Origin of the sequence: Mycolicibacterium arseniciresistens (genome assembly GCF_030519285.1) — a bacterium.
Classification (GTDB): Bacteria; Actinomycetota; Actinomycetes; order Mycobacteriales; family Mycobacteriaceae; genus Mycobacterium; species Mycobacterium arseniciresistens.
The window spans coordinates 1-21,499 of sequence record NZ_JAUMSQ010000054.1 but is presented as its reverse complement, the minus strand read 5'-3'; the positions used below and the strand labels follow the sequence as shown (position 1 = coordinate 21,499).

Sequence of the window (21,499 nt, the reverse complement as noted above, 5' to 3'; positions counted from 1 at the left end):
GGTGGCGGCCGCGGCGATCGGCCGGGGGCTGCGGTCACTGCACGACGCGCTGCCCCCGGCCGAGTGCCCGTTCGAGTGGAGTGTGCAGCGACGCCTGCTACGGGCTGACACCCGGATCGCCGACGGTGAAGGACCCGCACACTGGGCGCCGGAGCACCGGCACCTCGGACTGCCCGCCGCGCGCGCACGCCTCGACGAACCGCCGCCGATCGACCGCCTGGTGGTCTGCCACGGCGATGCGTGCACACCCAACACGCTGCTGCACGACGACGGCGACTTCGCCGCGCACGTCGACCTCGGATCACTCGGCGTGGCGGACCAGTGGGCGGACCTCGCCGTCGCGACGTGGAGCCTCGATTGGGACTACGGCCCCGGGTTCGACCGAGTGCTGTTGCAGGCGTATGGGATCGAGGCCGACGAACCGCGCATCGCGTACTACCGGCTGCTCTACGACCTCGCCTGAGCCGTGGCGGTGACGACGAACAGGGTGATCGAGGCGAAGAACGGTTCCGCGTCGAGGTGCTGCAGCCAGCTGCGGCCCTGCTCGTCGCTCAGGTAGCCGGCGGCCACGGCGCCTTCGGTGACCGACCGGATGGTGAGGACGTTCTCGGCCTCGGCGGCGTCGGTGAACACCACGGTGGCCGGGATGATCGCGTCGACCGTCAACCCGGCATGCCGGAGCAGCCGGGGCAGTGCCCGGCCGATGGTGGCGTTGGGCGCGCTGCGCTCGACGTTGAATGCGGTGTACGCGCGGCTGGCGGCGGCGTCCGGATGGTCGATGACCAGGGTCGCCCAGTCCGGTTCTACGCAGACGATCCGCCCCGCCGGGCGCAACAGCCGGGCGGCCTCACCGATCACCGTGGCCGGCGACGACACGTGCTGCAGCATCCGGTCGATGTGCACCCGGTCCACTGAACGGCTCTCGACGGGCAGCCGGTGTGCGTCGGCGATCTCGGTCGACACGTTGGCCAGGTCGGCGGTGTCGGCCCGCGCGTGCCGGATCAGATCGGCGTCGTGGTCGACGCCGATCACCCGTCCGGTCGGGCCGACCGCCTCGGCGTAGGACCTCAGGTCGGCGCCCGGCCCGCATCCCACGTCGACGACCACGTGCCCGCTGCCCAGGTCGAGTTGTGCATTCCCGATCGCCTTGAACCTGCCCGCATCGGAATGCGCGAGCCGCAGCAGGTAGTCGCGCGAACGCGCCGCTTCCAGCGGTGTTCGTGACATCAATCGAGCGTAGTGGCCCCACTCGGGCGCCAACCGTTTTGCGCCGATCAGTGCCTACTTGTCGACGGCCATCTTCACGGCCATCCCGCCCAGCAGCGTCCCCGCCACGTACCGCTGCACCCGCAGCCAGACCGGTCGCGCGGTGAGGAAGCCGGAGATCGTGGCCGCGGCGAGCACGATCGCACCGTTGACGGTGACCGCGATGGCGATCTGGACCAGCCCGAGCAGCAGCGCCTGCAACCAGATCGACCCACGCGCCGGATCGATGAACTGCGGGATGAGCGCCATGTACATCAGCGCGATCTTCGGGTTCAGCAGGTTGGTGACCAGGCCCATCCCGAACAGCCGCAGCGGCCGGTGCGCCACCTGGTCGGCGCCGCCGAACGGCGACTTCCCGCCGGGCCGCAGCATGGTCCACGCCAGGTAGCCGAGGTACAGCGCACCGGCGACCTTGACGGCGGTGAACAGCGCGGGCACCGCCACGAAGATCGCCGTGAGGCCGAGCGTGGCCGCCGACAGGTACACCGCGAAACCCGTCGCGACGCCTGCCAGTGACACCAACCCGGCGGAACGGCCCTGGCTGACGCTGCGCGAGGCGAGGTAGATCATGTTCGGCCCCGGCGTCAGCACCATGAGGAGGGCGACGAGCGCGACACCGGCGACGGCGGAGAAGTCGATCACGCCCGCAATCCTCGTCCTCGCCGGCTCCCGGCCGCCACCGATTTACCGGCACTCACCCGCGCCGAGCGCGGGTTCCGGCGGCGAGGTGACGGTGATCCGGGTGCCATCGCCGACCTTCGACTCGACGTGCAGGTGCCCGCCCATCGCGTCGATGCGCACCATCAGCGACGCCAGGCCGATGTGCCCCTGCGCGACCCGCTGGTCGACGATCGCCGGATCGAATCCGGTGCCGTCGTCGACGATGGTGAGCACCACGCGGTCACCGGTGCGGCGCAGCGACACCGTCACCTCGGTGGCGCCCGCGTGCTTGCCGATGTTGGTGAGCAGCTCGCGCGCCGCCCGGTACAGCAGCGCCTGCGAGGCCGGTGATCCGACGTCCTCCAGGTCGGCTTCGATCAGGAAATCGCTGCGAGAGCCGTGCTGGCGCAACAGTTCCCGCACCGCCTCGGTGAGGCCGAGTTGCGCCAGCACCTGCGGGTGCAGTTCGGTCACCGTCGAGCGCATCCCGGCTGCGGTGTCCTGCAGCGCGGCGTACACCTCGTCGAGGCGGGCGTCGGGATGACGTTCGCGGATCTCGTCGAGCTGCATCCGGGCGGCGAGCAGTGTCTGCAGCGGGCCGTCGTGCAGGTGCTCGGCCAGTTCGCGGTTCTGCCGTTCCTCCGCGCGGGTCGACTCGTAGACCAGCCGGCGACGCACCTCCTGCAGAGCCCGCACGCGCGCCGCCCGGCGGGCGAGCACGAAACACAGCGCGGTGGTGGCGACGGCCAGCCACACCAGGAATCCGAACTGCAGATACACCATGTCCGGCATGCCGACGCGGTCGTCGCGCTTGGAGTAGACCACCCACACCGCGAGATAGCCCACGGCGGTGCTCAATCCGAGCACCGCGGTCAGCACCGGACGGTCCTGGAACGCCACCGACAGCGGCAGCAGGAAGAAGACCGGGAGCAGCGCGGCGGTCGCGCCGCCCGACACCAGGCACAGCACCACCACCACCGCGACGTCGACCGCGGTGGGCGCCCACGTCGACCAGCGCGGCAGCGGACCGCGGTGGATCGCCACCAGCCACGCCACCGCGGCAACGGCGTAGCAGCCCAGGATCGCGGCGTAGAACGCAGGCAGCCAGTGGTCGACCTCCCACTCCATGACCAGCACGAGCATCAGGGCGATCAGCGGCAGCCGCAGCACCGCCGCCACCCGGACGGGTTCGGTGAAGTACCCCTCGAGCAGCTGGCGGGTGCCGGAAACCATGTCAGTCGAGCAGTTTTCGGCGCATCGCCTCGGCGACCGCCGCGCCGCGGTCACTCACGCCGAGCTTCTCGTAGAGCCGCTGCACGTGGGTCTTCACCGTCGACGGCGCGAGGAACATGTCCTTGGCCATCGCCGGGATGCTGCGCCCCGCGGCGATCATGGTGAGCACCTCGCGCTCGCGCGGGCTCAGCACCGGGGCGTCCGGTTCGTTGCGACGGCGGATCTCACCGGCCAGTCCCACGGCCAGCGCCGGGGCGATGACGTCGCGACCCTTGGCGCAGTCGAGCACCGCGTCGACCAGTTCGCTGCGCGACGACTCCTTCGACAGGAAGCCGGCGGCGCCCTCCTGTAACGCCTTGTAGACGATCGCGGATTCGTCGTGGGCCGACAGCAGCAGCACCCGGGTGGACAGGTCGTCGCGGGCGACCGCCGCGGCCACCTCCGCACCGTCCAGCCCCGGCATGCGGTAGTCCAGCAGCGCCACCTGCGGCCGGTGCTCGCGGATCATGGCCAGGGCGGCCACACCGTCGTCGGCCTCGGCCACCACGTCGATCGCACCACTGGACTGCAGCGCACGCACCACTCCGTCGCGGAACAGCGGGTGATCGTCGCCCACCACCACGCGCACCTTGCCGAGCGCCTCGTCGGCCACGCCAGTCAGCTTGACACAGCGGTCGCCGCCGTTCCCCCGATCGGGGGAACGGGGATTCCTCCGGTGTGCCCGCCGATCGGCGGACAGACGCGGGCCCCGGATCGCGACATAGTTGTGTCATCGCCGGAGAACACCGGCGGAAGAACTCAAAAGTCAACGAACACAGGAGAAATCATGAACAACATCGTCCGCGTCCTCGCCCTCCCGGTGCTGTCGGCCGGCATCATCGGTGGCGCAGCCCTCGGCTTGGCAGGCACCGCATCCGCCGCCCCGCAGACCGCTCCGCAGGACCCCGGCCACTCCTACGTCCAGCCGACCAAGGCGAAGCCGACCGCCCAGCAGATGAAGGGTTCGCACCACCGCAAGAAGGTCATGCGCCACCACCGGCGACACCACTGATCCACCCACCACCGACGGCCCCGCCACCTCCACGGCGGGGCCGTCGGCCTGTGTCGGCACCGGCGGGCGTATGCGGGAGCCGCCTGCTTTTACACGTGTCATATCGTGGCCAGATGGACTTCGCGATGTCGGCCAAGGCGCAGGATTACCACAAGCGGCTGACCGCTTTCATGACCGAGTACGTGTTCCCCGCCGAAGCGGAGTACCACCGCTACCGCGAGGACGCCGGGCCCAAGGACCACACCGTCCCGCCGATCGTCGAGGAGCTCAAGGTCCGCGCCAAGGAGCAGGGGCTGTGGAATCTGTTCCTGCCGTCGCTGTCGGGTCTGTCCAACATCGAGTACGCGCCGCTGGCCGAGCTGTCGGGGTGGAGCCCCGAGATCGGTCCCGAGGTGATCAACTGCGCCGCCCCCGACACCGGCAACATGGAGACGCTGCACCTGTTCGCCACCGAGGAGCAGAGCAAGCAGTGGCTGGAACCGCTGCTGGCCGGTGAGATCCGCAGTGCGTTCGCGATGACCGAGCCCGCCGTCGCCTCCAGCGACGCCCGCAACATCGAGACGACGATGCTGCGCGACGGCGACGACTACGTGATCAACGGCCGCAAGTGGTGGATCACCGGCGCCGCCGACCCGCGCTGCAAGATCCTGATCGTGATGGGCCGCACCAATCCCGACGCGGCCAGCCACCAGCAGCAGTCGATGATCCTGGTGCCGGCCGACACCCCCGGGGTGTCCATCGAGCGTTCGCTTCCGGTGTTCGGCTGGCAGGACCAGCACGGGCACTGCGAGATCACCTTCGACAACGTGCGGGTGCCGTCGTCGAACCTGCTGCACGAGGAGGGCAGCGGCTTCGCGATCGCCCAGGCGCGGCTGGGCCCCGGCCGCATCCACCACTGCATGCGGGCCCTCGGTGCGGCCGAGCGTGCGCTCGCGCTGATGGTCGACCGGGTGCACAAGCGCGTCGCGTTCGGCAAGCCGCTCGCCGAGCAGGGCGTGGTGCGGGAAGCGATCGCCAGGTCACGCAACGAGATCGACCAGGCCCGGCTGCTGTGCGAGAAGGCGGCGTGGACCATCGACCAGCACGGCAACAAGGGCGCGGCTGTGCTCGTCGCGCAGATCAAATCGGTCGCACCGCAGGTGGCGTGCGACGTCATCGACCGGGCGATCCAGGTGCACGGCGGCGCAGGCGTCAGCGACGACTTCCCGCTCGCCCGGCTGTACAGCTGGCACCGCGCGATGCGGCTGTTCGACGGTCCGGACGAGGTGCACATGCGCACCATCGCCCGCGCCGAGCTCGGCAGGGAGAAGTCCCCGGTCGCCGCGGCGGTGACCGGCGCGTGACCGACGGCCTCGGAGAACTGTCGGGGGCGTGGAACTTCCGCGACATCGCCGAACACACCGCGATCCGGCCCGGGCGGTTCTTCAGGTCCAGCGAGCTGGCCGCACTCGACGACGCCGGTCGGGCGGCGCTTGCCCGCTTCAGGGTCACCGACGTCGCCGATCTGCGTTCGGACCGCGAGGTCGAGCGCCGCGGTGCGAGCCTGGTGCCCGACGGCGTCGCCGTGCACCGGCTCCCGTTCCGGGAGGTCGGCACCCATGCCCCGCACGAGCAGGGCTTCGAGCAGCTGCTGGCGCAGGAGACCGAGGGCGCCGAGGACGTCGCGGCTGCCGCCGGCCGCTACATGACCGAGGAGTACGCGAAGTACCCGGCGATGGCCGGAGCGCAGGCCGCTGTGCGCCGGATGGTGACGCTGCTCGCCGACGAGCGGACGGTGCTCACGCACTGTTTCGCGGGCAAGGACCGAACCGGCTTCACCGTCTCGGTCGTGCTCGAGGCCGCAGGTGTCGGCCGGGATGCCATCGTCGCCGACTTCCTCCGCAGCAACGACGCCGTTCCGCTGCTGCGCGAACAGATCATGGAGTCGATCCGGGCCCGGACCGCCGAACAGCCCACCGATGAGATCGTGACGTTCGCCGAAGCCCGGCTCGCCGATGAGATCCTCGGTGTCCGCGAGGAATACCTCGATGCGGCGCGACGCATGATCCTGAACGACTACGGCTCGCTCGAGAACTACCTGGCCGCCGTCGGCGTGACCGACGACGACGTCGCGCGTCTGCGGCAGCAGCTGCGCGACTGACGGCGCGCGGGTTTGCATGACGCTGCGGCGAACGTGCGCTCACTGCGATTTTCGGCCCGGATTTTCGCCATGACCGCACGCTCGGCGACGCGCCCGCGGCGGGACAGCACTACTGCGTGACGTAGACCCCGGCCACCCACGCGGCCGTAGCCAGCAGCGCACCCGCCAACTCGACGAACATCGACAGCGCGACGCCCTTGAGCGCATGCACCGTCGACGCCCAGGCCAGCCGCTGATCGCGGCGCGCCGCGAGTTCGGCGAGGTAGATCCCGCCGACGAAGCCGATCGGCAGGCCGAGGACGGGGATCACGAAGAAGCCGATGATGCCAAGCACACCGCCCGCCGCCAGGCTCGACGTCCGGACGTCGGCCGCGCGCATCCGGCGCACCGGCCACAGGTACTTCACCAGGGTCGTCGCGCCGAGCAGCACTGACGCCACCGCCAGCGTCACCCAGCCGGTCATGTCCTGCTCCACCAGCGCCCACACCAGGATCGCCGCGAAGATCAGCAGCGTGCCCGGCAGCAGCGGCACCAGGATGCCGACCAGCCCGACGGCGATCGCCAAGCCGACCAGGAGGATGCCGCCCGTGCTCACGTCAGCGAGCCTACGGCGTCACGGCCGCCTGCCGCGCACCCATTGGATGGTGCCGATCGTCTTGGTCCGCACGCCGACCACGCCGAGCGACTCGAGGGTGTCCCCGATCTCGTCGTCGTCGAAGACGCGGGCGCCGGCGTTGGGCAGCACCCCGATCAGCCGCGCGGCGGGTCCCGCCGTCGGCACCATGACGGCCATCCGGCGGCCGGGCCGCAGCACCCGCACCATCTCGGCCAGCGCCACCGGCGGATCGGGGATCAGCTGCAGCATCGCCATCGACACCACCGCGTCGACCGACTCGTCGCGAAACGGCAGTCGCTGCGCATCAGCCCGGACGAATCCGACGTTCGGTCCGGCCTCGGCGCGCACGGCGCGGGCGAGCATCGGCTCGGAGATGTCGACGCCGAGCGCCAGTCCACCCGGGCCGGCCGCCCGGCCGAGTGCCGCGGTGACGTTGCCGGGCCCGCTGCCGACGTCGAGCGCGACACCGCCGACCGGCAGGCTCAGCCAGTCGATCGGCAGCTGCCACGACGTGACCAGCCGGCGCACCACGAGCTGCGAGTTGTCGTAGACCATCGAGCCCAGGCGCGACGCCCACACCGCCTGGATGGTTCCGGTGTTGCGTTCGGGCGCATCGCCGCCCGTGTCGCCCAGCAGGTCGTCGCTCAACAGGTCGAGGTAACCGCCGTCGATCCTCGGGTTCACCGGCGGATCGACGAGCAGCTTCTGAGCCATCCGGAGCGCGGGCGGAAGAGGTGTGGTCACGCCGTCCACGCTACGCCGCTCAAGCCCCCAATTTGTCGGCCAGATCCTGGAAATCGGCTGCCATGACGTCGAATTCACCTTCCGGCGGCATGCGCAACACCCGGTCGGGCCCGTGTTCGAGCGGACGGAACACGAAGCCCGTGCGCAGTCCCGCCGACCGGGCCGCGCGCAGGTCACCGGGATGGGCGGCGACCAGCATCAGCTCCTCGGGTGCGACGCCGAGCAGGTCGGCGCAGCCGAGATAGGCCTCCGGGTCGGGCTTGTAGTGCCGGAACAGCTCCGCGGAGATCACGCAGTCCCACGGCAGCCCTGCGCGCTTGGCCATGTTCGTCAGCAGCGAGACGTTGCCGTTCGACAGCGTGGTGATGACGAACCGCTCCTTGAGCCGCGACAGCCCGGCCACCGTGTCCGGCCACGGGTCCAGACGGTGCCAGGCCCGGTTCAGCTCGTCGACCTCGTCGTCGCCGACCGCGATGCCCGCGCCGGAGAGCAGCTCCACGAGGCGGCCCCGGTGCAGGTCGTCGATCCGCGTCCAGGGCAGCTCACCGCGCCGCACCCGGTCCATCGCCGGCGCGTACCCGGCCCGCCAGTCGTCGGCGAAGGCAGGCCAGTCCTCAGACAGCCCGTGCCGGCGCCCGAACGCCTCGAGTTCGGCGACGATGCTGGACCGCCAGTCGACCACCGTGCCGAACACGTCGAACGCCAGAGCGCGGATCACGGTTTCAGGACCAGCTTGCCGCGGATCTCACCCGCGGCCAGCGCCTCGAGTGCGGCGCAGCCCTCCGAGAGCGGGTAGGTCACCGGCGGCGGTGGCCGCAGGCCGGCCTCGACCAGCTTGCCCAGCCCGAACCCGAACAGCGACTGGGCACCCGGATTGCGGTTGACGAATTCGCCCCAACCCACGCCGACCACCGAGACGTTGCGCAGCAGCAGCCGATTCACCTTGACCGTCGGGATGCCCCCCGCGGCGAATCCGATCACCAGCAGCCGGCCCTCGGTGGCCAGCGCGCGGATCGCGTCGTCGAACGCCTCGCCGCCGACGGGATCGACCACCAGGTCGACACCGCGGCCGTCGGTGACGTCGCGGACCGCCTGCAGCCATCCGTCGGTCAGCGGCAGCACCACATCAGCTCCCAGCGACTCGACGAAGTCACGGGCATCGGGCCGGTGCACCATCGCGATCACCTTGGCGCCCATCGCCTTCGCGATCTGGATCGACGCCGTGCCGATGCCGCCCGCCGACCCGAGCACCAGCACGGTCTCGCCGATGCGCAGGGCGCCGCGACGTGCCAGCGCGAAGTACATCGTGTAGTAGTTGCCGAGCAGCGCCGCGGCGGACGCGTCGTCGACCCCCGGCGGGGTCGGCACCACCGACGACGCGGGCACCGCCACCCGTTCGGCGAAGCCGCCCAGCAGTGAGAACGCCGAAACCCGTTGTCCCACCGTGAACTCGGAGTCCTCGGGCACCGAGCGCACGGTGCCCGCCACCTCGACGCCGGGGATGAACGGCGGGTCCAGCTTCAGCTGGTACTCGCCGCGCAGCATCAGCAGGTCGGGGAAGTTGACGCCGGCAGCACCGACGTCGATGACGACGGCATCGGCGTTGCGCACGTCGTCGACATCGGTGTACTCCAGGCCGGCAGGGCCCGTCAACGATTGCGCGACAAGCGCTTTCACCCGAGTTTGAAGCTGGCCTGCTGCGCCGCCGACAGATCGGTGATCTCGGCCCACTTCGCTGCGACGTCGTCGAGTGACGGCACCCCGTCGGAGAAGGTGATGCCCTCGTTCTGGAACAGCGCGGTGCGCTGCACCTTGCCGCCGCCGACGATGAAGATCGAATCGGTGTCGGGCAGTTCCTCGGTCATCAGGTAGGCCACCACCGGCGCCACGTACTCCGGGGTGAGCTTCTCGAAGACCTCCGGCGGCAGGATGTCCTGCGTCATCCGGGTCGCCGCGATCGGTGCGACGGCGTTGGTCTTGATGTTGTACTTCGCGCCCTCCTGGGCGAGCGTGTTGATCAGTCCGACCAGGCCGAGCTTGGCGGCGCCGTAGTTGGCCTGCCCGAAGTTGCCGAACAGGCCGCTGGTGGAGGTCGCCACGACGACCCGGCCGAAGCTCTGCTCGCGGAAGTGCGGCCACGCCGCGCGGATCACGTTGTAACCGCCGTAGAGGTGCACCTTCAGCACGGCGTCCCAGTTCTCGTACGTCATCTTGTGGAAGGTGCCGTCGCGCAGGATGCCCGCGTTGCTCACCACGCCGTCGACCTTGCCGAACTCGTCGATCGCGGTCTTGATGATGTTCTCGGCGCCCTCGGACTCCGCGACGGAGTCGTAGTTGGCGACCGCGCGGCCGCCCGCCGCCTTGATCTCGTCGACCACCTGATCGGCCATCGCCGAGCCCGCACCGGTGCCGTCGCGCGAACCGCCCAGGTCGTTGACGACGACGCTGGCGCCCTCACGGGCCAGTGTCAGCGCGTACTCGCGGCCCAGTCCGCCTCCGGCGCCGGTGACGACGATGACGCGATCCTGCACTCCTGGCATGGGTTTCCTATCTCTCGGGCTTCGTTGACGAAATCAGAACAGCTTGCGGGCCAGCTTCCAGGCCTTCTCTGTATACGGGGGATAGATGAAGGCGCCCACGTCGGGTCGGGTGGTCTTCGTCATCACCGTCTTCTTGTGGCTGAACGTCTCGAAGCCGAATCTGCCGTGGTAGGCGCCCATGCCCGAGGGGCCGACGCCGCCGAACGGCAGCTTGTGCGTCGCGAAGTGGAACAGCAGGTGGTTGACCACCATGCCGCCGGCGGACACCTCCTTGACCACCCGCTCGCGGATGCTCTTGGTCTTGGTGAACAGGTACGCGGCCAGCGGCTTCGGCCGTGCGTTGACGAAATCGATGGCGTCGTCCAGTGATTGGACCGTCACTATCGGCAGGATCGGCCCGAAGATCTCGTCGGTCATCAGCGGCTCGGCCGGGTCGGGATCGACGACGACGGTCGGCTGGATGCTGATCTTCGACGCGTCGGAGCCGCCGCCGATGACGACCTCACCCTTGGTCGCAGCGAGCGCCGTGGCGAGCCGGTCGAAGTGCCGCTCGTTGACGATGCGCTTGCCGTCGGGGTTGCCGGACTCGAAGGTGGTGACCGCGGCCTTGATCTTGTCGACGAGTTCCTCGCGGATCTTCGCGTCGGCCAGCACATAGTCGGGCGCGATGCAGATCTGGCCCGAGTTGATCAGCTTGGTCCAGGCGATGCGCTTGGCGGCGACGTCGATGTCGGCGTCGGCGGTGACGATCACCGGGCTCTTGCCACCGAGCTCGAGGGTGACCGGCGTCAGATGCGGTGCGGCGCCCTCGTAGACCTTGCGGCCGATCTCCGTGCCCCCGGTGTACAGCAGGTAGTCGAAGCCCTGGGCGATGAGTTCCTGGCTGACCGAGCCGTCGCCCTCGATCACCGCGATGGCATCACCGTCGAGGTACTTGGGCACCAGGTCGGCCATCACCGCCGACGAGGCGGCAGCCACCTCCGACGGCTTGAGCACCACGGTGTTGCCCGCGGCGATGGCGCCGACGGCCGGACCCAGGGTCAGCGCGAACGGGAAGTTCCACGCGCCGATGATCAGCACCGTGCCGAACGGCTCGTGCTCCACCCACCCCAGGCCGGGCAGCTGCGACATCTCCAACATCCGGTACTTGCGCCGCGTCCACTTGCGGAGGTTCTTCGCCGCGTCCTTGGCCTCGCCGGCGACGCTGGCGATGTCGGCCAGCCACGCCTCGAAGGGCTTGCGGCCGAGGTCCTGCTCCAGCGCGTCGGCGATGACCGCCTCGTTCTCGATCATCAGCCGCTCCATCGCGCGCAGCTGCTGTCTGCGCCATTCGATGTCGCGGGTGCGGCCCGTGGCGAACGTCTGCCGGAGCCTGGCGACGGTCGAGTCGATGTCGGTGGTGGGCGCGCTGACGGATTCGGTGGTCATGGGGGGAGTCCTTCCTGACCCGAGGATGACCCGATCCTAACCAACCGGTTGGGCCGTCAGAACCCCCGTGCTACCCGGCCCGCTCGGCGGTGACGAAGTGCGAGAACGCGTCGTCGTCGGACAGCTCGGCGGGCAGCGCCCACCGCCCCAGCCGGCGCATCTCCTGCTGCGAGTCGACCGGCGTCGCCGACCAGCCGTGGCCGTCGAGCCACTCGGCGACGTCGGCTCGATCGGGATCCTCGTAGATCAGCTCCTGGATCTTCAGGGACTCCTCCATGCCGAACTTCTCGGCGATCCGCTCGAAGCGCGCCCGCATCTCCTCCCGGCGGTCCTCCGACGACACCCCGGCGGTCTCGGCGGCGATCCGGCTTCCCGCCGCGCTGAGCGCCGTGACCTGCTCGAACAACCGGTCCTGCGCGTCGGCGGGCAGATACATCAGCAGGCCTTCGGCCAGCCAGGCGGTCGGCTGCGCCTGGTCGAAACCGGCCTCGCGCAGCGCCGCCGGCCAGTCGAACCGCAGGTCGATCGGCACCTCCCTGCGGGTGGCCGAGGGCTCGGCCCCATGGCCGGCGAGCGTCTGCGCCTTGAATTCGAGCACCTTGGGCTGGTCGATCTCGTAGACCGTCGTGCCTGCCGGCCAGTCCAGCCGGTAGGCCCGCGAGTCGAGCCCGGAGGCGAGGATGACGACCTGCCGGATGCCTGCGGCGCTGGCCTCGGCGAAGAACCGGTCGAAGAAGTGGGTGCGCACGGCCTGGTAGCCGCCCATGTGCGCGAAGATCGCGGCGGCCTCGGCATCGACCTCGCCCACCTTCTCGGTGAAGTCGCCGTCGAGCATCGCGCTCCACACGCCGCTGCCCGCGGCGTCGACCAGCACGCGCGCGTACGGGTCCTGGATCAGTGGATTGTCCCGCTCGGTCTCGCCGGCGCGGGCCGCGGCGACCATCACGGCCGTCGTGCCGACGCTGGTGGTGATGTCCCAGGTGTCGTCATGGGTGCGCAGTGAGCTCATCACGCCATGCTACCGAAGAGCTTAGCCAAGCTATGCGATGGGTTGTGCGGCCTCTGGCTCAGTCCGTGAGATGCCAGAGCTTGTTGGCCATCAGCAGCTCGAACTTGTCGATGACGCGTTCCAGCTCGTCGTGGTCGCCGACGTAGCCCGCGTAGAAACCCATCCCCCACATCACCGCGACCAGCATCTCCACGATCGAGGGGATGTCGGTGTCGGTGCTGAGCTCTCCGCGCTCGATCGCGTCGTTGACCGCCCATGCGACGAACGCGCGCGAATTGCGCAGCGCGTCGTGCTCGTCGTTGCGCAGATCCGGATGCCGCTGGGACTCCAGCACCGACGTCACGAGAAAAGCTGCTGCCGAACGGTCTTCGGAACCGGCGTCCATTGTCGCGGCGAAAAAGGCGGACAGTCTGCTCAACAAAGTGGTGGCGCCCTGCGCTCGGGCCATCCCCGCGCTAACAATCAGCGCATTGGTCTGCTCGACGACTTCGCGGTACAGAACCCGCTTACTGGCGAAGTAATGGTTGATTGCCGGGCGGGTCAGATCCGCGCGGACCGCGATCGCCTGAAAGGTCGCCGCGTCGTAGCCGAGTTCGCTGAAGATCTCCCGGGCGGCGCGCAGAATGCGCTCCCGCGTTTCCGCGGCCTTCGCTGCGGGAGGTCGACCCGGTCCCCGACTCGCGGTATACGGCACGGTCAAATTGTGCCACACGTCACCTACGCCACCGTCAAGAGTTGCCAGACCAGCTGCGATGACATTCGATGCCAGCAAATTTCCGCTGGTCGGGGCTCCCGATTTGCGCCCGAATGGGGGCCGGCGAACAACTAGGCTGTCAAGCCATGGCCAGTGTCGTTTCTCGGGAAGCGTACTTCGAGACCGGCCTCGATGTGCTCTCCGAACTGGGGTACGGCGGGCTCAAACTCGCCGAGGTGTGCAACCGTCTCGGTGTCACCACCGGCTCCTTCTACCACTACTTTCCCAGCTGGCCCGCCTACACCAAGGACCTCGTCGCGCACTGGCGGCAGGCCCGCACGACCGGGGTGGTCGACGCCGTCCGCGCCGAACCCGATCCGCGCCGACGCATCGACACCCTGGTGCAGGAGGCGCTGGTGCTGCCGCACAGCGCCGAGGCCGCCATCCGGGTGTGGAGCTCGCTGGACCCCGAGGTGTACGCCGTGCAGTCCGCGGTGGACAAGCAGCGCTACGACATCATGTTCGAGTCCGCCTATGAGGTCCTCCAGGACAAGCGCCAGGCCGAGGTGTTCGCCGCCTGGAGCGTCTACATCCTGATCGGCTACGAGCAGACCGCCCTGCCCCGCGACATCCCGGCGCTGAATTGGATCGCCGACCAGCTGCTCGAGGCGCTGGACTCCGGCCGCTTCGCGACGGTGCCGCCCGCCTGACCGGTCTACCATCGGCGGGCATGCTGACTCCGGGCGGTCTGTGGCGCCGGGGATCCGACCGGATCCGTCAGCGCGACCCGGAGCGCGACGCCCTGAGGCGGGCCGCCCGGGCGGCCATCATCCTGCCCACGGCCGCCGCAGTCAGCTTCGCCGTCGGCGCCGGGTCGCAGACCCCCCTCTTCACGATCTTCGGCTCGGTGGCACTGCTGATCCTCGTGGACTTCCCGGGCAACCGGCCCGCCCGCGCACTGGCCTACGGCGGGCTGGGATTCAACGGCGCGGTGCTCATCACTGTGGGCACCCTGGTGTCGCCGCACCCGTGGTTGAGCGTGGCGATGATGTTCGTGCTCGGCGTGGTGGTGATGTTCTCCGGGGTGCTCAGCGAAATCGTGGCGGCAGGCCAGCGCGCCACCCTGATGCTGTTCGTGCTGCCGGCGTGCACCCCGCCCGGGCCCATCGGCGAGCGGCTGCTCGGCTGGCTGATCGCGCTCGCGGTGTGCGTGCCCGCGGCCTTGTTCCTCTTCCCGCCGCAGCACCATGACGATCTGCGGCGCCATGCCGCCAAGGTGTGCCGGACGCTGGCCGACAGCCTCGAGGGTGCGGCGGGCACGCGCGACGTCACCCGGGCGATGAACGCGCTGTGGGACAACTTCGTCAACGCCGACTTCCGGCCGGTCGCCCTGACCGCCGGGAGCCGGGCGCTGGTCCGCGTCGTCGACGATCTCGGCTGGCTGTCCGACCGCCTCACCGCCGACACCGGAGCCCTGTTGGGTGACATGAAACCGCCGATCGTCCGGGTGCTGCGCGACGCGGCGGCGGTGCTGCGCATCTCCGACCGCGACGAGCGGGCGGCGCGCACCGCCGACCTCGACACCGCGCTCACCGAACTGCGGGCGGTGGCCCAGGGCCGCTACCGCGAGGACATCGAGCAGATCCTGGCCGTGCCCGACGACGCGACGGCGCTCGCGGTGGGCCAGACGCTGCTCGCGCGGCGCACCTTCTCGGCCACCGTCGGGGTGACCGGCCGGATCATCCGCAACGCCGCCCTGGCCGACGCCAGGCCGGTATGGGCCCGCGTGCTGGGCCGCCGGCTGCCCGCGACCGGTGCGGCGGACTGGGTGATGCCCGAGACGACGGCCGTCGCCGCGATCACCAAGGGCTTCCTGGCGACACGGGCGGTGGTGCTGCGCAACAGCCTGCGCACCGGGCTCGGGTTGGCACTCGCGGTCGCCGTCACCCACCTGTTCCCCGTCGAGCACGGCTTCTGGGTGGTGCTCGGCGCCATGTCGGTGTTGCGCAGCAGTGCGCTGACCACCGGCACGCGGGTGCTGCGCGCGGTGGCGGGCACCGGGATCGGTTTCGTCGTCGGCGTCGTCGTCATCGAACTGGTCGGTGTCGATCACGCGGTGATGTGGCTGCTGCTGCCGCTGGTCGCCTTCGGTTCGGCATGGGTGCCCGAGGTGGCGTCGTTCATCGCCGGGCAGGCCGCGTTCACCATGATGGTGCTGATCATCTTCAACCTCATCCAGCCCACGGGCTGGTCGGTCGGCCTCATCCGCGTCGAGGACGTGGTGGTGGGAGCCCTCGTCGGTGTCAGCGTGTCGCTGCTGCTGTGGCCGCGCGGGGCCTCCACAGCGGTATCTGCGGCGGTGCGCAGGGCCACCATCGCAGGCGCCGACCTGCTCAAGGCCGGTGTGCTGCGGGTCACCCGCGGCGCCTCCGAAGACGCCACCGACCGGGTGATCGCACTCAGTCACGACGCGCTGCAGGCGTCCCGCACACTCGACGACGCCGTGCGGCAGTACCTCTCCGAGAACCGCAGCGACAGCGACGCACGCGCTCCGGTGGTCGGGGCGGCGAACCGGGCGATCCGGATACGCGCCGCCGCCGAACTGGTCGCCGACATCGTCCCGCCGCCGCTGGGGGTCTACCCCCGCACCCGCAGGGTCCTCGAGACCCACGCCGACCTGGTCAGTCTGCGGCTGCTCGGCCGGCCGGTGGCGCAGTCCCTCTCGCCGATCAGCGACGACTTCGTCGGTGCGCTGCGGGCCGAGGCGGGCGCCGACGACCTGGCCGTGTCGGCGGCGCTGCCGCTGGTCACCGTCGCCGCCCACCTCGGTGAGCTGGAACTGCTCTACCCGAAGCAGGCGGCGCCGGTGAAGCGCTAGACCCGGTGGGGCATCAGCGCACCGGGCGGGATCTCACCGAACTTGCCGGCCTGGTAGTCCTCGACGGCCTGGATCAGCTCGGACTTCGAGCTCATCACGAACGGTCCGTAGTGGAACACCGGCTCGCGGATCGGCCTGCCGCCGAGCAGCAGCACCTCCAGGGCGGGCCGGTTCGAATCCTGGACGTCGTTGGCGGACAGCGCGATCCGGTCGCCGGGACCGAGCACTGCCAGTTGGCCCTGTTCGATGGGATGGCCGACGGGGCCCACCCTGCCGCGCCCGGACAGCACGTAGACCAGGGCGTTGTAGTCACGGTTCCACGGCAGGCTCAGCTGTGCGCCGGGCTGAATGGTGGTGTGCGCGAGCGTGATCGGCGTGTGGGTGGAGCCCGGGCCGTGATGGTCGTCGACGTCTCCGGCGATGACGCGCACCAGCGCGCCGCCGTCCTGCGACGCCAGCAGCGCCACGTCACCACCCTCGATCGACTGGTAGCGGGGTGCGGCGAACTTGTCCCTGCGCGGCAGGTTCACCCACAGCTGGACGCCGTGGAACACGCCGCCGCTCTCCACGAGTTCGGCGGGCGGCGTCTCGATGTGCAGGATCCCGGAACCGGCCGTCATCCACTGGGTGGCGCCGTCGGTGATCAGTCCGCCGCCGCCGTGGGAGTCCTGATGGGCGAACCGGCCGTCGATCATGTAGGTCACGGTCTCGAAGCCGCGGTGCGGATGCCAGTCGGTGCCGCGCGGTTCACCGGGCTCGTACTCCACCTCCCCCATCTGATCCATGTGGATGAAGGGGTCGAGGTCGGCGGCGCTGACTCCGGCGAAGGCGCGGACGACCGGGAATCCCTCGCCCTCGTAGCCACGGGGGCCGGTGGTGATCGATCGGACGGGGCGGTCGGTGTCGGTGGGCGAGGGCGGGCTCACCCGGGTCAGGGTTAGGGTGTCGGCTGTGATGGCGGGCATGTTCGGGGTAACCGGACTGCAGTCCAGATCATTCCCGAATAGACAGATGCGTCAACCGGCCGTGCCTCGGCGGGCCAGGATTTGTGTTTGCCGACCCGGGCGGACGTGCGCCCGGCCGCGGAGTGCGCGCGCAGTGACTCCCGCCGGCGAAAGAAAGCGCAGTCGACCCCCGTTCGTTGCGCATAGGATTGCCCTCGGACCATCGGTCGGGCGTCCTGACGTGAGACGACGGCCCGCTGCCGGGCCGGCAGCAGGTTTGCTGTGTAGTGACGGGCCTGCCACGAGCCGGCTATTCGACAAGGGGGGTGTGTAGCGCGTGCGTCGCATCGGTGTGCTGCTGGCAGCACTGTTGTTGGCCTTCGTGAGCGCGCCACCGGCGTCGGCGATCGAACCGCCGTCGATCGATGCTGCCGCCCTCCCGCCCGACGAGACCGGCCCGGACAGTCCCACCGAGCTGCGCGCCGAGTGTGCGGCGCCGACGACGTTCCCGAACTCGAACTTCGCCGACAAGCCGTGGCCCAACAACTACCTGAGGCTGGCCGAGGCGCAGAAGTTCGCCACCGGCAAGGGCATCACGGTCGCCGTGATCGACACCGGCGTGATGGGCTCCCCACGGGTGCCCGCCGAACCCGGCGGCGATTTCGTCGACGCCGGGGGCAACGGCATGAACGACTGCGACGCCCACGGCACGCTGACCGCGTCGATCATCGGCGGACGGCCGTCGCCGACGGACGGATTCATCGGTGTCGCACCGGATGTCCGCATCCTGTCCCTGCGCCAGACCTCGGCGGCGTGGCAGCCCGTCGGCTCCCGCCAGGATCCCAACGACCCGAACACGACGAAGACCGCGGGCTCACTGCGCAGCCTGGCCCGCGCGGTGGTGCACGCGGCCAATCTGGGCGCCCAGGTGATCAACATCAGCGAGGCCGCCTGCTACAAGGTGACCCGCCGGATCAACGAGACCAGCCTCGGCGCGGCGGTCAACTACGCGGTCAACGTCAAGAAGGCGGTGATCGTGGTGGCCGCGGGCAACACCGGTCAGGACTGCAGCCAGAACCCGCCGCCCGACCCCGCGGTGCCTGCGGACCCGCGCGGCTGGGACGAGGTGCAGACCATCGTCAGCCCTGCCTGGTACTCACCCCTGGTGCTCACCGTCGGCGGCATCAACGAGAACGGCCAGCCCAGCGACTTCTCGATGTCGGGACCGTGGGTCGGTGCGGCCGCGCCCGCGGCGAACATCATCGCGCTCGGCTATGACGGCAACCCGGTCAACGCGCTCAACGGCGACGACGGACCGGTGCCGATCGGTGGGACGTCGTTCGCCGCCGCCTACGTGTCCGGACTCGCAGCCATGGTCAAACAGCGGTACCCGGACTTGACTCCCGCACAGGTGATCAACCGCATCACCGCCACCTCCCGCCATCCCGGCGGCGGCGTCGACAACTATGTCGGCGCGGGGGTCATCGACCCGGTCGCGGCGCTGACCTGGGACCTGCCCGCCGGACCCGAGGCCGTGCCGTTCCGCGTCAAGCAGATCCCCCCGCCGGTGTACATCCCGCCGCCGGACCGCGGACCGATCACCTGGGTGGTGATCAGCGGCGTCGGCCTCGCCCTGGTGCTCGGCCTCGGCGCCATGACCCGGCGGGCACTGAGGCGGCGATGAGAAAGCTGTTCTCCGCGTTCGGCATCCGGTTCAGCACCGGCCACGCGATCGCCGCGGCGGTGCTGATCCCGGCGATCGTGGCCGTGTTGCTGCCACTGAATCAGCTGTGGACGGCGGTCGGGGTGTCGGTGCTGATCGCGCTGCTGGCCGTGCTGACGGTCCGCGGCAGACGGATCACCGGGTGGATCGCCGCGCTGTTCTCCTGGCGGCGCCGCCACCGCACGGTGCCGCAGCAGCCGTCGGTGCCCGCGGTCGGCAGCACGGTGCTGCCCGGAGACCACGTCGCCGTCCGCTGGCAGGGCGAACATCTGGTCGCCGCAATCGAACTCGTGCCCCGACCGTTCACCCCGACCGTCATCGTGAACGGCAGCGCGGTCACCGACGACGTCGTCGACACCCGGCTGATCGAACAGCTGGTGGTCGCGCACTGTCCCGAACTCGAGGCCGACGTCGTGTCGGCCGGCTACCGGGTCGGCCGGACGGCGCCTGCCAGCCTGGTCGCGCTGTACGAACAGGTCATCGGCCCGTACCCGGTACCGGCGAACCGGCGGACGTGGATCGTGCTCCGCGCCGACCCCGCACTCACCGAGAAGCCGGCCCGCCGCCGCGACGAAGGGGTGGCCGGACACGCCCGGTACCTCGTCGCATCGGCGACGCGGCTGGCGGATCAATTGTCGAGCAACGGCGTCGACGCCCGTTGCGCGCGCAGCTTCGACGACTTCGACCGGGCGACCGAGATCAGCTTCGAACGCGAAACGTGGTCGACGATCAAGGGCCGCAGCACCTTCACCGCCGCGTACACCGCGCCCGGCGGACCCAACGTGTGGTGGTCGGCCCGGGCCGACCACACGATCACCCGGATGCGGATCATGCCCGGGATGGCGCCCACCACCACGGTGCTGCTGACCACGCTGGCCACCCCGACGACGCCGCGCGGATTCTCCTGCCTGTTCGGCGGTCAGCGGGCGGCGCTGCAGGGCATCAGTCCGGTCAGCGACAAGCACTACGAACTGCCGATCGGCTCCGCCGGCGTGCTGATCGGGGAGACGAACGACCGCTACCCCGTGTACATGCCGTTCGACGACGTCGACGTCAGCATCAACCTCGGCGACGCCCGGCTGTTCACCCAGTTCGTGGTCCGCGCGGCCGCCGCGGGTGCGGTGGTGACGCTGCGCCCGCAGTTCCAGGAGTTCGCCGGACTGATCAACGGGCGCATCGGCCCCGAGGCCAAGGTGGCGTGGCCCAACGCGACCACCTACCTCGGCCCGCACCTGGGTATCGGCCGAGTGATCATGCGCCACAACTTCATCGACACCCCGCGCCACCGTCAGCTGCCGATCCAGCTGATCAACCCGCGTGAGGAGAGCCGATACCAGATGGCTCTCGAGCAGTAACGGAGAACACCATGACGACGTTGAAAGCCGATCCGACCAGCATCCGCGCCAAGGCCACCAAGATCAACGGCGAATGGCCCGCCGTGCCCGCATCGCCCATTCCACCGGACATGCTTCAACTCGCCGGGCTTGCCATGCAGCAGGTCGCCGCGAACCACGAACGACTGCAGTCCTGCGTGGAATCCGGTAAGGCGGAGGCCGCCCGGTTGGCCGCCTGCCTGGAGGCCGCCGCAAAGGCCTACGAGCAGGTCGACGAGATCAACAAGACCGAGATCGAGTCCGGCCAGCCCTCCGGCAGCGACGCTGTGACGATCAATCCGGTTCTGCCGCCTCAGGTTCCGGCGACCGGAGGCATGTGCTACGCCGCCCCGGGCAATCCCTACGAGGAGTGGCCGACAGCGGCCGCGCAGTTGGCCTCCGCCAACATGAACGTGCTGCAGTACGCCGAGGAGATGTACGCCTTCTCCGATGCGATCACCGCACGCGCCAAGGACTTCTCCCCCGGTGACACGCACTGGGAGGGCCTCGCGGCCGAGGCCGCCGAGGGGAAGATGCGTCAGCACGAGTCGTGGCTGTACGAGGTCGCGACGAAGGCCCGGGAGATCGCCAAACAGGCGCAGGACTTCTACAACGCCCACGAGAAGGCGAAGGCCGACCACCCAGAGCCCCTCACGGGCGAGGACAACGTGGTGATGGACTTCGACGAGTACAACGAGAAACAGGTCAAGTCCGAAGGCGTCCGCGGCGTGTACTCGAACGAGGTCACGTTCACGAGTATTGACACGCCCGCGCCCCCCGAGGGCGCCTACGCGCCGACGCCCGTGTTCAAGAAGGACGTGCCGCCGCTGCCCGAGAAGGACAACGGGCAGCAGCCCGGCGGTCCGGCGGCGGGCGGTGGCGGCGGCGGTGGCGGCGAGCAGCCCGGTGGCACCCCGGGCGAAACCCCCGCCGTGTCACCCGCCAGTGCGCAGAACGGACAGCAGACCGCGGCATCGGGTGAGCAGTCGGGTGGATCACCGTCCGGCGGACAGGGCTCCGGTGGCTCCCCGTCGGGCGGACAGGGTTCCGGCGGATCGCCCGCCGGCGGCGGTGCGCCCACCGGCCTCCCCGAGGGCCTCACCGACATGCCGACCGACCCCGCGATACGCCCGGCGTCGGCAGAACCCGCGGGTGGCGGCGGACCCGGCTCAGGCTCCGGTGGTGGTGGCGGAGGAGGCG

General features: G+C 70.0%; 22 protein-coding genes. 9 read left to right on the top strand and 13 right to left on the bottom strand.

Annotated elements, in window-relative coordinates; all coding sequences use genetic code 11:
- The coding region (locus tag Q2100_RS10380) for a phosphotransferase (RefSeq protein ID WP_302913983.1) at window positions 1-463 on the top strand (463 nt) is incomplete at its 5' end.
- On the opposite strand, the gene Q2100_RS10375 is transcribed toward Q2100_RS10380, so the two are convergent.
- The 4 genes from Q2100_RS10375 to Q2100_RS10360 are packed head-to-tail and all read right to left on the bottom strand — an operon-like array spanning window position 448 to window position 3,811.
- A complete protein-coding gene (locus Q2100_RS10375) occupies window positions 448-1,227 on the bottom strand; it encodes a methyltransferase domain-containing protein (protein WP_302913982.1) in 780 nt (259 codons plus the stop codon). The genes Q2100_RS10380 and Q2100_RS10375 overlap by 16 nt on opposite strands.
- A gap of 54 nt (window positions 1,228-1,281) precedes the next feature.
- The gene (locus tag Q2100_RS10370; protein ID WP_264015001.1) at window positions 1,282-1,908 is read right to left on the bottom strand and encodes a LysE family translocator; all 627 of its coding nucleotides are present in this window, start codon (window positions 1,906-1,908) and stop codon (window positions 1,282-1,284) included.
- A gap of 42 nt (window positions 1,909-1,950) precedes the next feature.
- Window positions 1,951-3,159: a sensor histidine kinase gene (locus tag Q2100_RS10365; protein WP_302913981.1), complete on the bottom strand. Its 1,209-nt coding sequence runs from the start codon at window positions 3,157-3,159 to the stop codon at window positions 1,951-1,953.
- A 1-nt stretch (window position 3,160) separates the two neighbouring features.
- Window positions 3,161-3,811: a response regulator gene (locus tag Q2100_RS10360; RefSeq protein ID WP_302913980.1), complete on the bottom strand. Its 651-nt coding sequence runs from the start codon at window positions 3,809-3,811 to the stop codon at window positions 3,161-3,163.
- 174 nt (window positions 3,812-3,985) lie between these two features.
- Here Q2100_RS10360 and Q2100_RS10355 point away from each other — a divergent pair, with 174 nt between their 5' ends.
- The 3 genes from Q2100_RS10355 to Q2100_RS10345 all read left to right on the top strand — a co-directional run bounded on the left by Q2100_RS10355 (window position 3,986) and on the right by Q2100_RS10345 (window position 6,350).
- Entirely contained in the window at window positions 3,986-4,210 is a 225-nt protein-coding gene (locus Q2100_RS10355) for a hypothetical protein (protein ID WP_302913979.1), read from the top strand.
- Between the two features lie 113 nt (window positions 4,211-4,323).
- A complete protein-coding gene (locus Q2100_RS10350; RefSeq protein WP_302913978.1) occupies window positions 4,324-5,553 on the top strand; it encodes an acyl-CoA dehydrogenase family protein in 1,230 nt (409 codons plus the stop codon).
- Entirely contained in the window at window positions 5,550-6,350 is an 801-nt protein-coding gene (locus Q2100_RS10345; RefSeq protein WP_302913977.1) for a tyrosine-protein phosphatase, read from the top strand. Before Q2100_RS10350 ends, Q2100_RS10345 begins: the two co-directional genes overlap by 4 nt.
- A 109-nt stretch (window positions 6,351-6,459) precedes the next feature.
- On the opposite strand, the gene Q2100_RS10340 is transcribed toward Q2100_RS10345, so the two are convergent.
- The 8 genes from Q2100_RS10340 to Q2100_RS10305 form a co-directional block, all read right to left on the bottom strand.
- Window positions 6,460-6,945, bottom strand: a complete 486-nt coding sequence (locus Q2100_RS10340) for a DUF456 domain-containing protein (protein ID WP_264015006.1) — start codon at window positions 6,943-6,945, stop codon at window positions 6,460-6,462.
- 18 nt (window positions 6,946-6,963) lie between these two features.
- Window positions 6,964-7,680, bottom strand: a complete 717-nt coding sequence (locus Q2100_RS10335) for a methyltransferase domain-containing protein (protein WP_302913984.1) — start codon at window positions 7,678-7,680, stop codon at window positions 6,964-6,966.
- 49 nt (window positions 7,681-7,729) lie between these two features.
- Window positions 7,730-8,428, bottom strand: a complete 699-nt coding sequence (locus Q2100_RS10330; RefSeq protein WP_302913976.1) for a haloacid dehalogenase type II — start codon at window positions 8,426-8,428, stop codon at window positions 7,730-7,732.
- Entirely contained in the window at window positions 8,425-9,387 is a 963-nt protein-coding gene (locus Q2100_RS10325) for an NADPH:quinone oxidoreductase family protein (RefSeq protein ID WP_302913975.1), read from the bottom strand. The genes Q2100_RS10330 and Q2100_RS10325 overlap by 4 nt, the downstream gene beginning before the upstream one ends.
- Window positions 9,384-10,250 carry an SDR family oxidoreductase gene (locus tag Q2100_RS10320; protein WP_302913974.1) on the bottom strand — a complete coding sequence of 289 codons (867 nt, stop codon included), beginning with the start codon at window positions 10,248-10,250 and terminating at the stop codon, window positions 9,384-9,386. The genes Q2100_RS10325 and Q2100_RS10320 overlap by 4 nt, the downstream gene beginning before the upstream one ends.
- Before the next feature lie 33 nt (window positions 10,251-10,283).
- Window positions 10,284-11,678 carry an aldehyde dehydrogenase family protein gene (locus Q2100_RS10315; protein ID WP_264015011.1) on the bottom strand — a complete coding sequence of 465 codons (1,395 nt, stop codon included), beginning with the start codon at window positions 11,676-11,678 and terminating at the stop codon, window positions 10,284-10,286.
- Window positions 11,679-11,748: 70 nt separating this feature from the next.
- The gene (locus Q2100_RS10310) at window positions 11,749-12,687 is read right to left on the bottom strand and encodes a class I SAM-dependent methyltransferase (protein WP_302913973.1); all 939 of its coding nucleotides are present in this window, start codon (window positions 12,685-12,687) and stop codon (window positions 11,749-11,751) included.
- A 58-nt stretch (window positions 12,688-12,745) separates the two neighbouring features.
- The gene (locus Q2100_RS10305) at window positions 12,746-13,381 is read right to left on the bottom strand and encodes a TetR/AcrR family transcriptional regulator (protein ID WP_264015013.1); all 636 of its coding nucleotides are present in this window, start codon (window positions 13,379-13,381) and stop codon (window positions 12,746-12,748) included.
- Between the two features lie 146 nt (window positions 13,382-13,527).
- Here Q2100_RS10305 and Q2100_RS10300 point away from each other — a divergent pair, with 146 nt between their 5' ends.
- Together Q2100_RS10300 and Q2100_RS10295 are read left to right on the top strand one after the other, a co-directional pair.
- Window positions 13,528-14,091 carry a TetR/AcrR family transcriptional regulator gene (locus tag Q2100_RS10300; RefSeq protein ID WP_264015014.1) on the top strand — a complete coding sequence of 188 codons (564 nt, stop codon included), beginning with the start codon at window positions 13,528-13,530 and terminating at the stop codon, window positions 14,089-14,091.
- Window positions 14,092-14,111: 20 nt separating this feature from the next.
- Window positions 14,112-16,259, top strand: coding sequence for an FUSC family protein (locus Q2100_RS10295; RefSeq protein WP_302913972.1), 2,148 nt, complete (start codon window positions 14,112-14,114; stop codon window positions 16,257-16,259).
- Here the strand turns inward: Q2100_RS10295 and Q2100_RS10290 are convergent.
- Window positions 16,256-17,224: a pirin family protein gene (locus Q2100_RS10290; RefSeq protein WP_302913971.1), complete on the bottom strand. Its 969-nt coding sequence runs from the start codon at window positions 17,222-17,224 to the stop codon at window positions 16,256-16,258. The two genes, Q2100_RS10295 and Q2100_RS10290, sit on opposite strands and share 4 nt — an antisense overlap.
- 316 nt (window positions 17,225-17,540) lie before the next feature.
- On the opposite strand from Q2100_RS10290, the gene mycP reads away from it, so the two are divergent.
- From mycP to Q2100_RS10275, 3 genes are all read left to right on the top strand, one after another.
- A complete protein-coding gene (mycP, locus tag Q2100_RS10285) occupies window positions 17,541-18,887 on the top strand; it encodes a type VII secretion-associated serine protease mycosin (protein WP_264015017.1) in 1,347 nt (448 codons plus the stop codon).
- A complete protein-coding gene (eccE, locus tag Q2100_RS10280) occupies window positions 18,884-20,281 on the top strand; it encodes a type VII secretion protein EccE (RefSeq protein ID WP_276009515.1) in 1,398 nt (465 codons plus the stop codon). Before mycP ends, eccE begins: the two co-directional genes overlap by 4 nt.
- A gap of 11 nt (window positions 20,282-20,292) precedes the next feature.
- A partial coding sequence (locus Q2100_RS10275; RefSeq protein WP_302913970.1) for a PPE domain-containing protein occupies window positions 20,293-21,499 on the top strand: 1,207 nt, incomplete at its 3' end.

Bases quoted from the DNA above. Each gene is read 5' to 3' on its own strand.
- Q2100_RS10320 (WP_302913974.1), bottom strand. From the start codon at position 10,250: ATGCCAGGAGTGCAGGATCGCGTCATCGTCGTCACCGGCGCCGGAGGC.
- Q2100_RS10315 (WP_264015011.1), bottom strand. From the start codon at position 11,678: ATGACCACCGAATCCGTCAGCGCGCCCACCACCGACATCGACTCGACC.
- Q2100_RS10310 (WP_302913973.1), bottom strand. From the start codon at position 12,687: ATGAGCTCACTGCGCACCCATGACGACACCTGGGACATCACCACCAGC.
- Q2100_RS10375 (WP_302913982.1), bottom strand. From the start codon at position 1,227: ATGTCACGAACACCGCTGGAAGCGGCGCGTTCGCGCGACTACCTGCTG.
- eccE (WP_276009515.1), top strand. From the start codon at position 18,884: ATGAGAAAGCTGTTCTCCGCGTTCGGCATCCGGTTCAGCACCGGCCAC.
- Q2100_RS10355 (WP_302913979.1), top strand. From the start codon at position 3,986: ATGAACAACATCGTCCGCGTCCTCGCCCTCCCGGTGCTGTCGGCCGGC.
- Q2100_RS10365 (WP_302913981.1), bottom strand. From the start codon at position 3,159: ATGGTTTCCGGCACCCGCCAGCTGCTCGAGGGGTACTTCACCGAACCC.
- Q2100_RS10295 (WP_302913972.1), top strand. From the start codon at position 14,112: ATGCTGACTCCGGGCGGTCTGTGGCGCCGGGGATCCGACCGGATCCGT.
- Q2100_RS10290 (WP_302913971.1), bottom strand. From the start codon at position 17,224: ATGCCCGCCATCACAGCCGACACCCTAACCCTGACCCGGGTGAGCCCG.
- Q2100_RS10335 (WP_302913984.1), bottom strand. From the start codon at position 7,680: ATGGCTCAGAAGCTGCTCGTCGATCCGCCGGTGAACCCGAGGATCGAC.
- Q2100_RS10300 (WP_264015014.1), top strand. From the start codon at position 13,528: ATGGCCAGTGTCGTTTCTCGGGAAGCGTACTTCGAGACCGGCCTCGAT.
- Q2100_RS10350 (WP_302913978.1), top strand. From the start codon at position 4,324: ATGGACTTCGCGATGTCGGCCAAGGCGCAGGATTACCACAAGCGGCTG.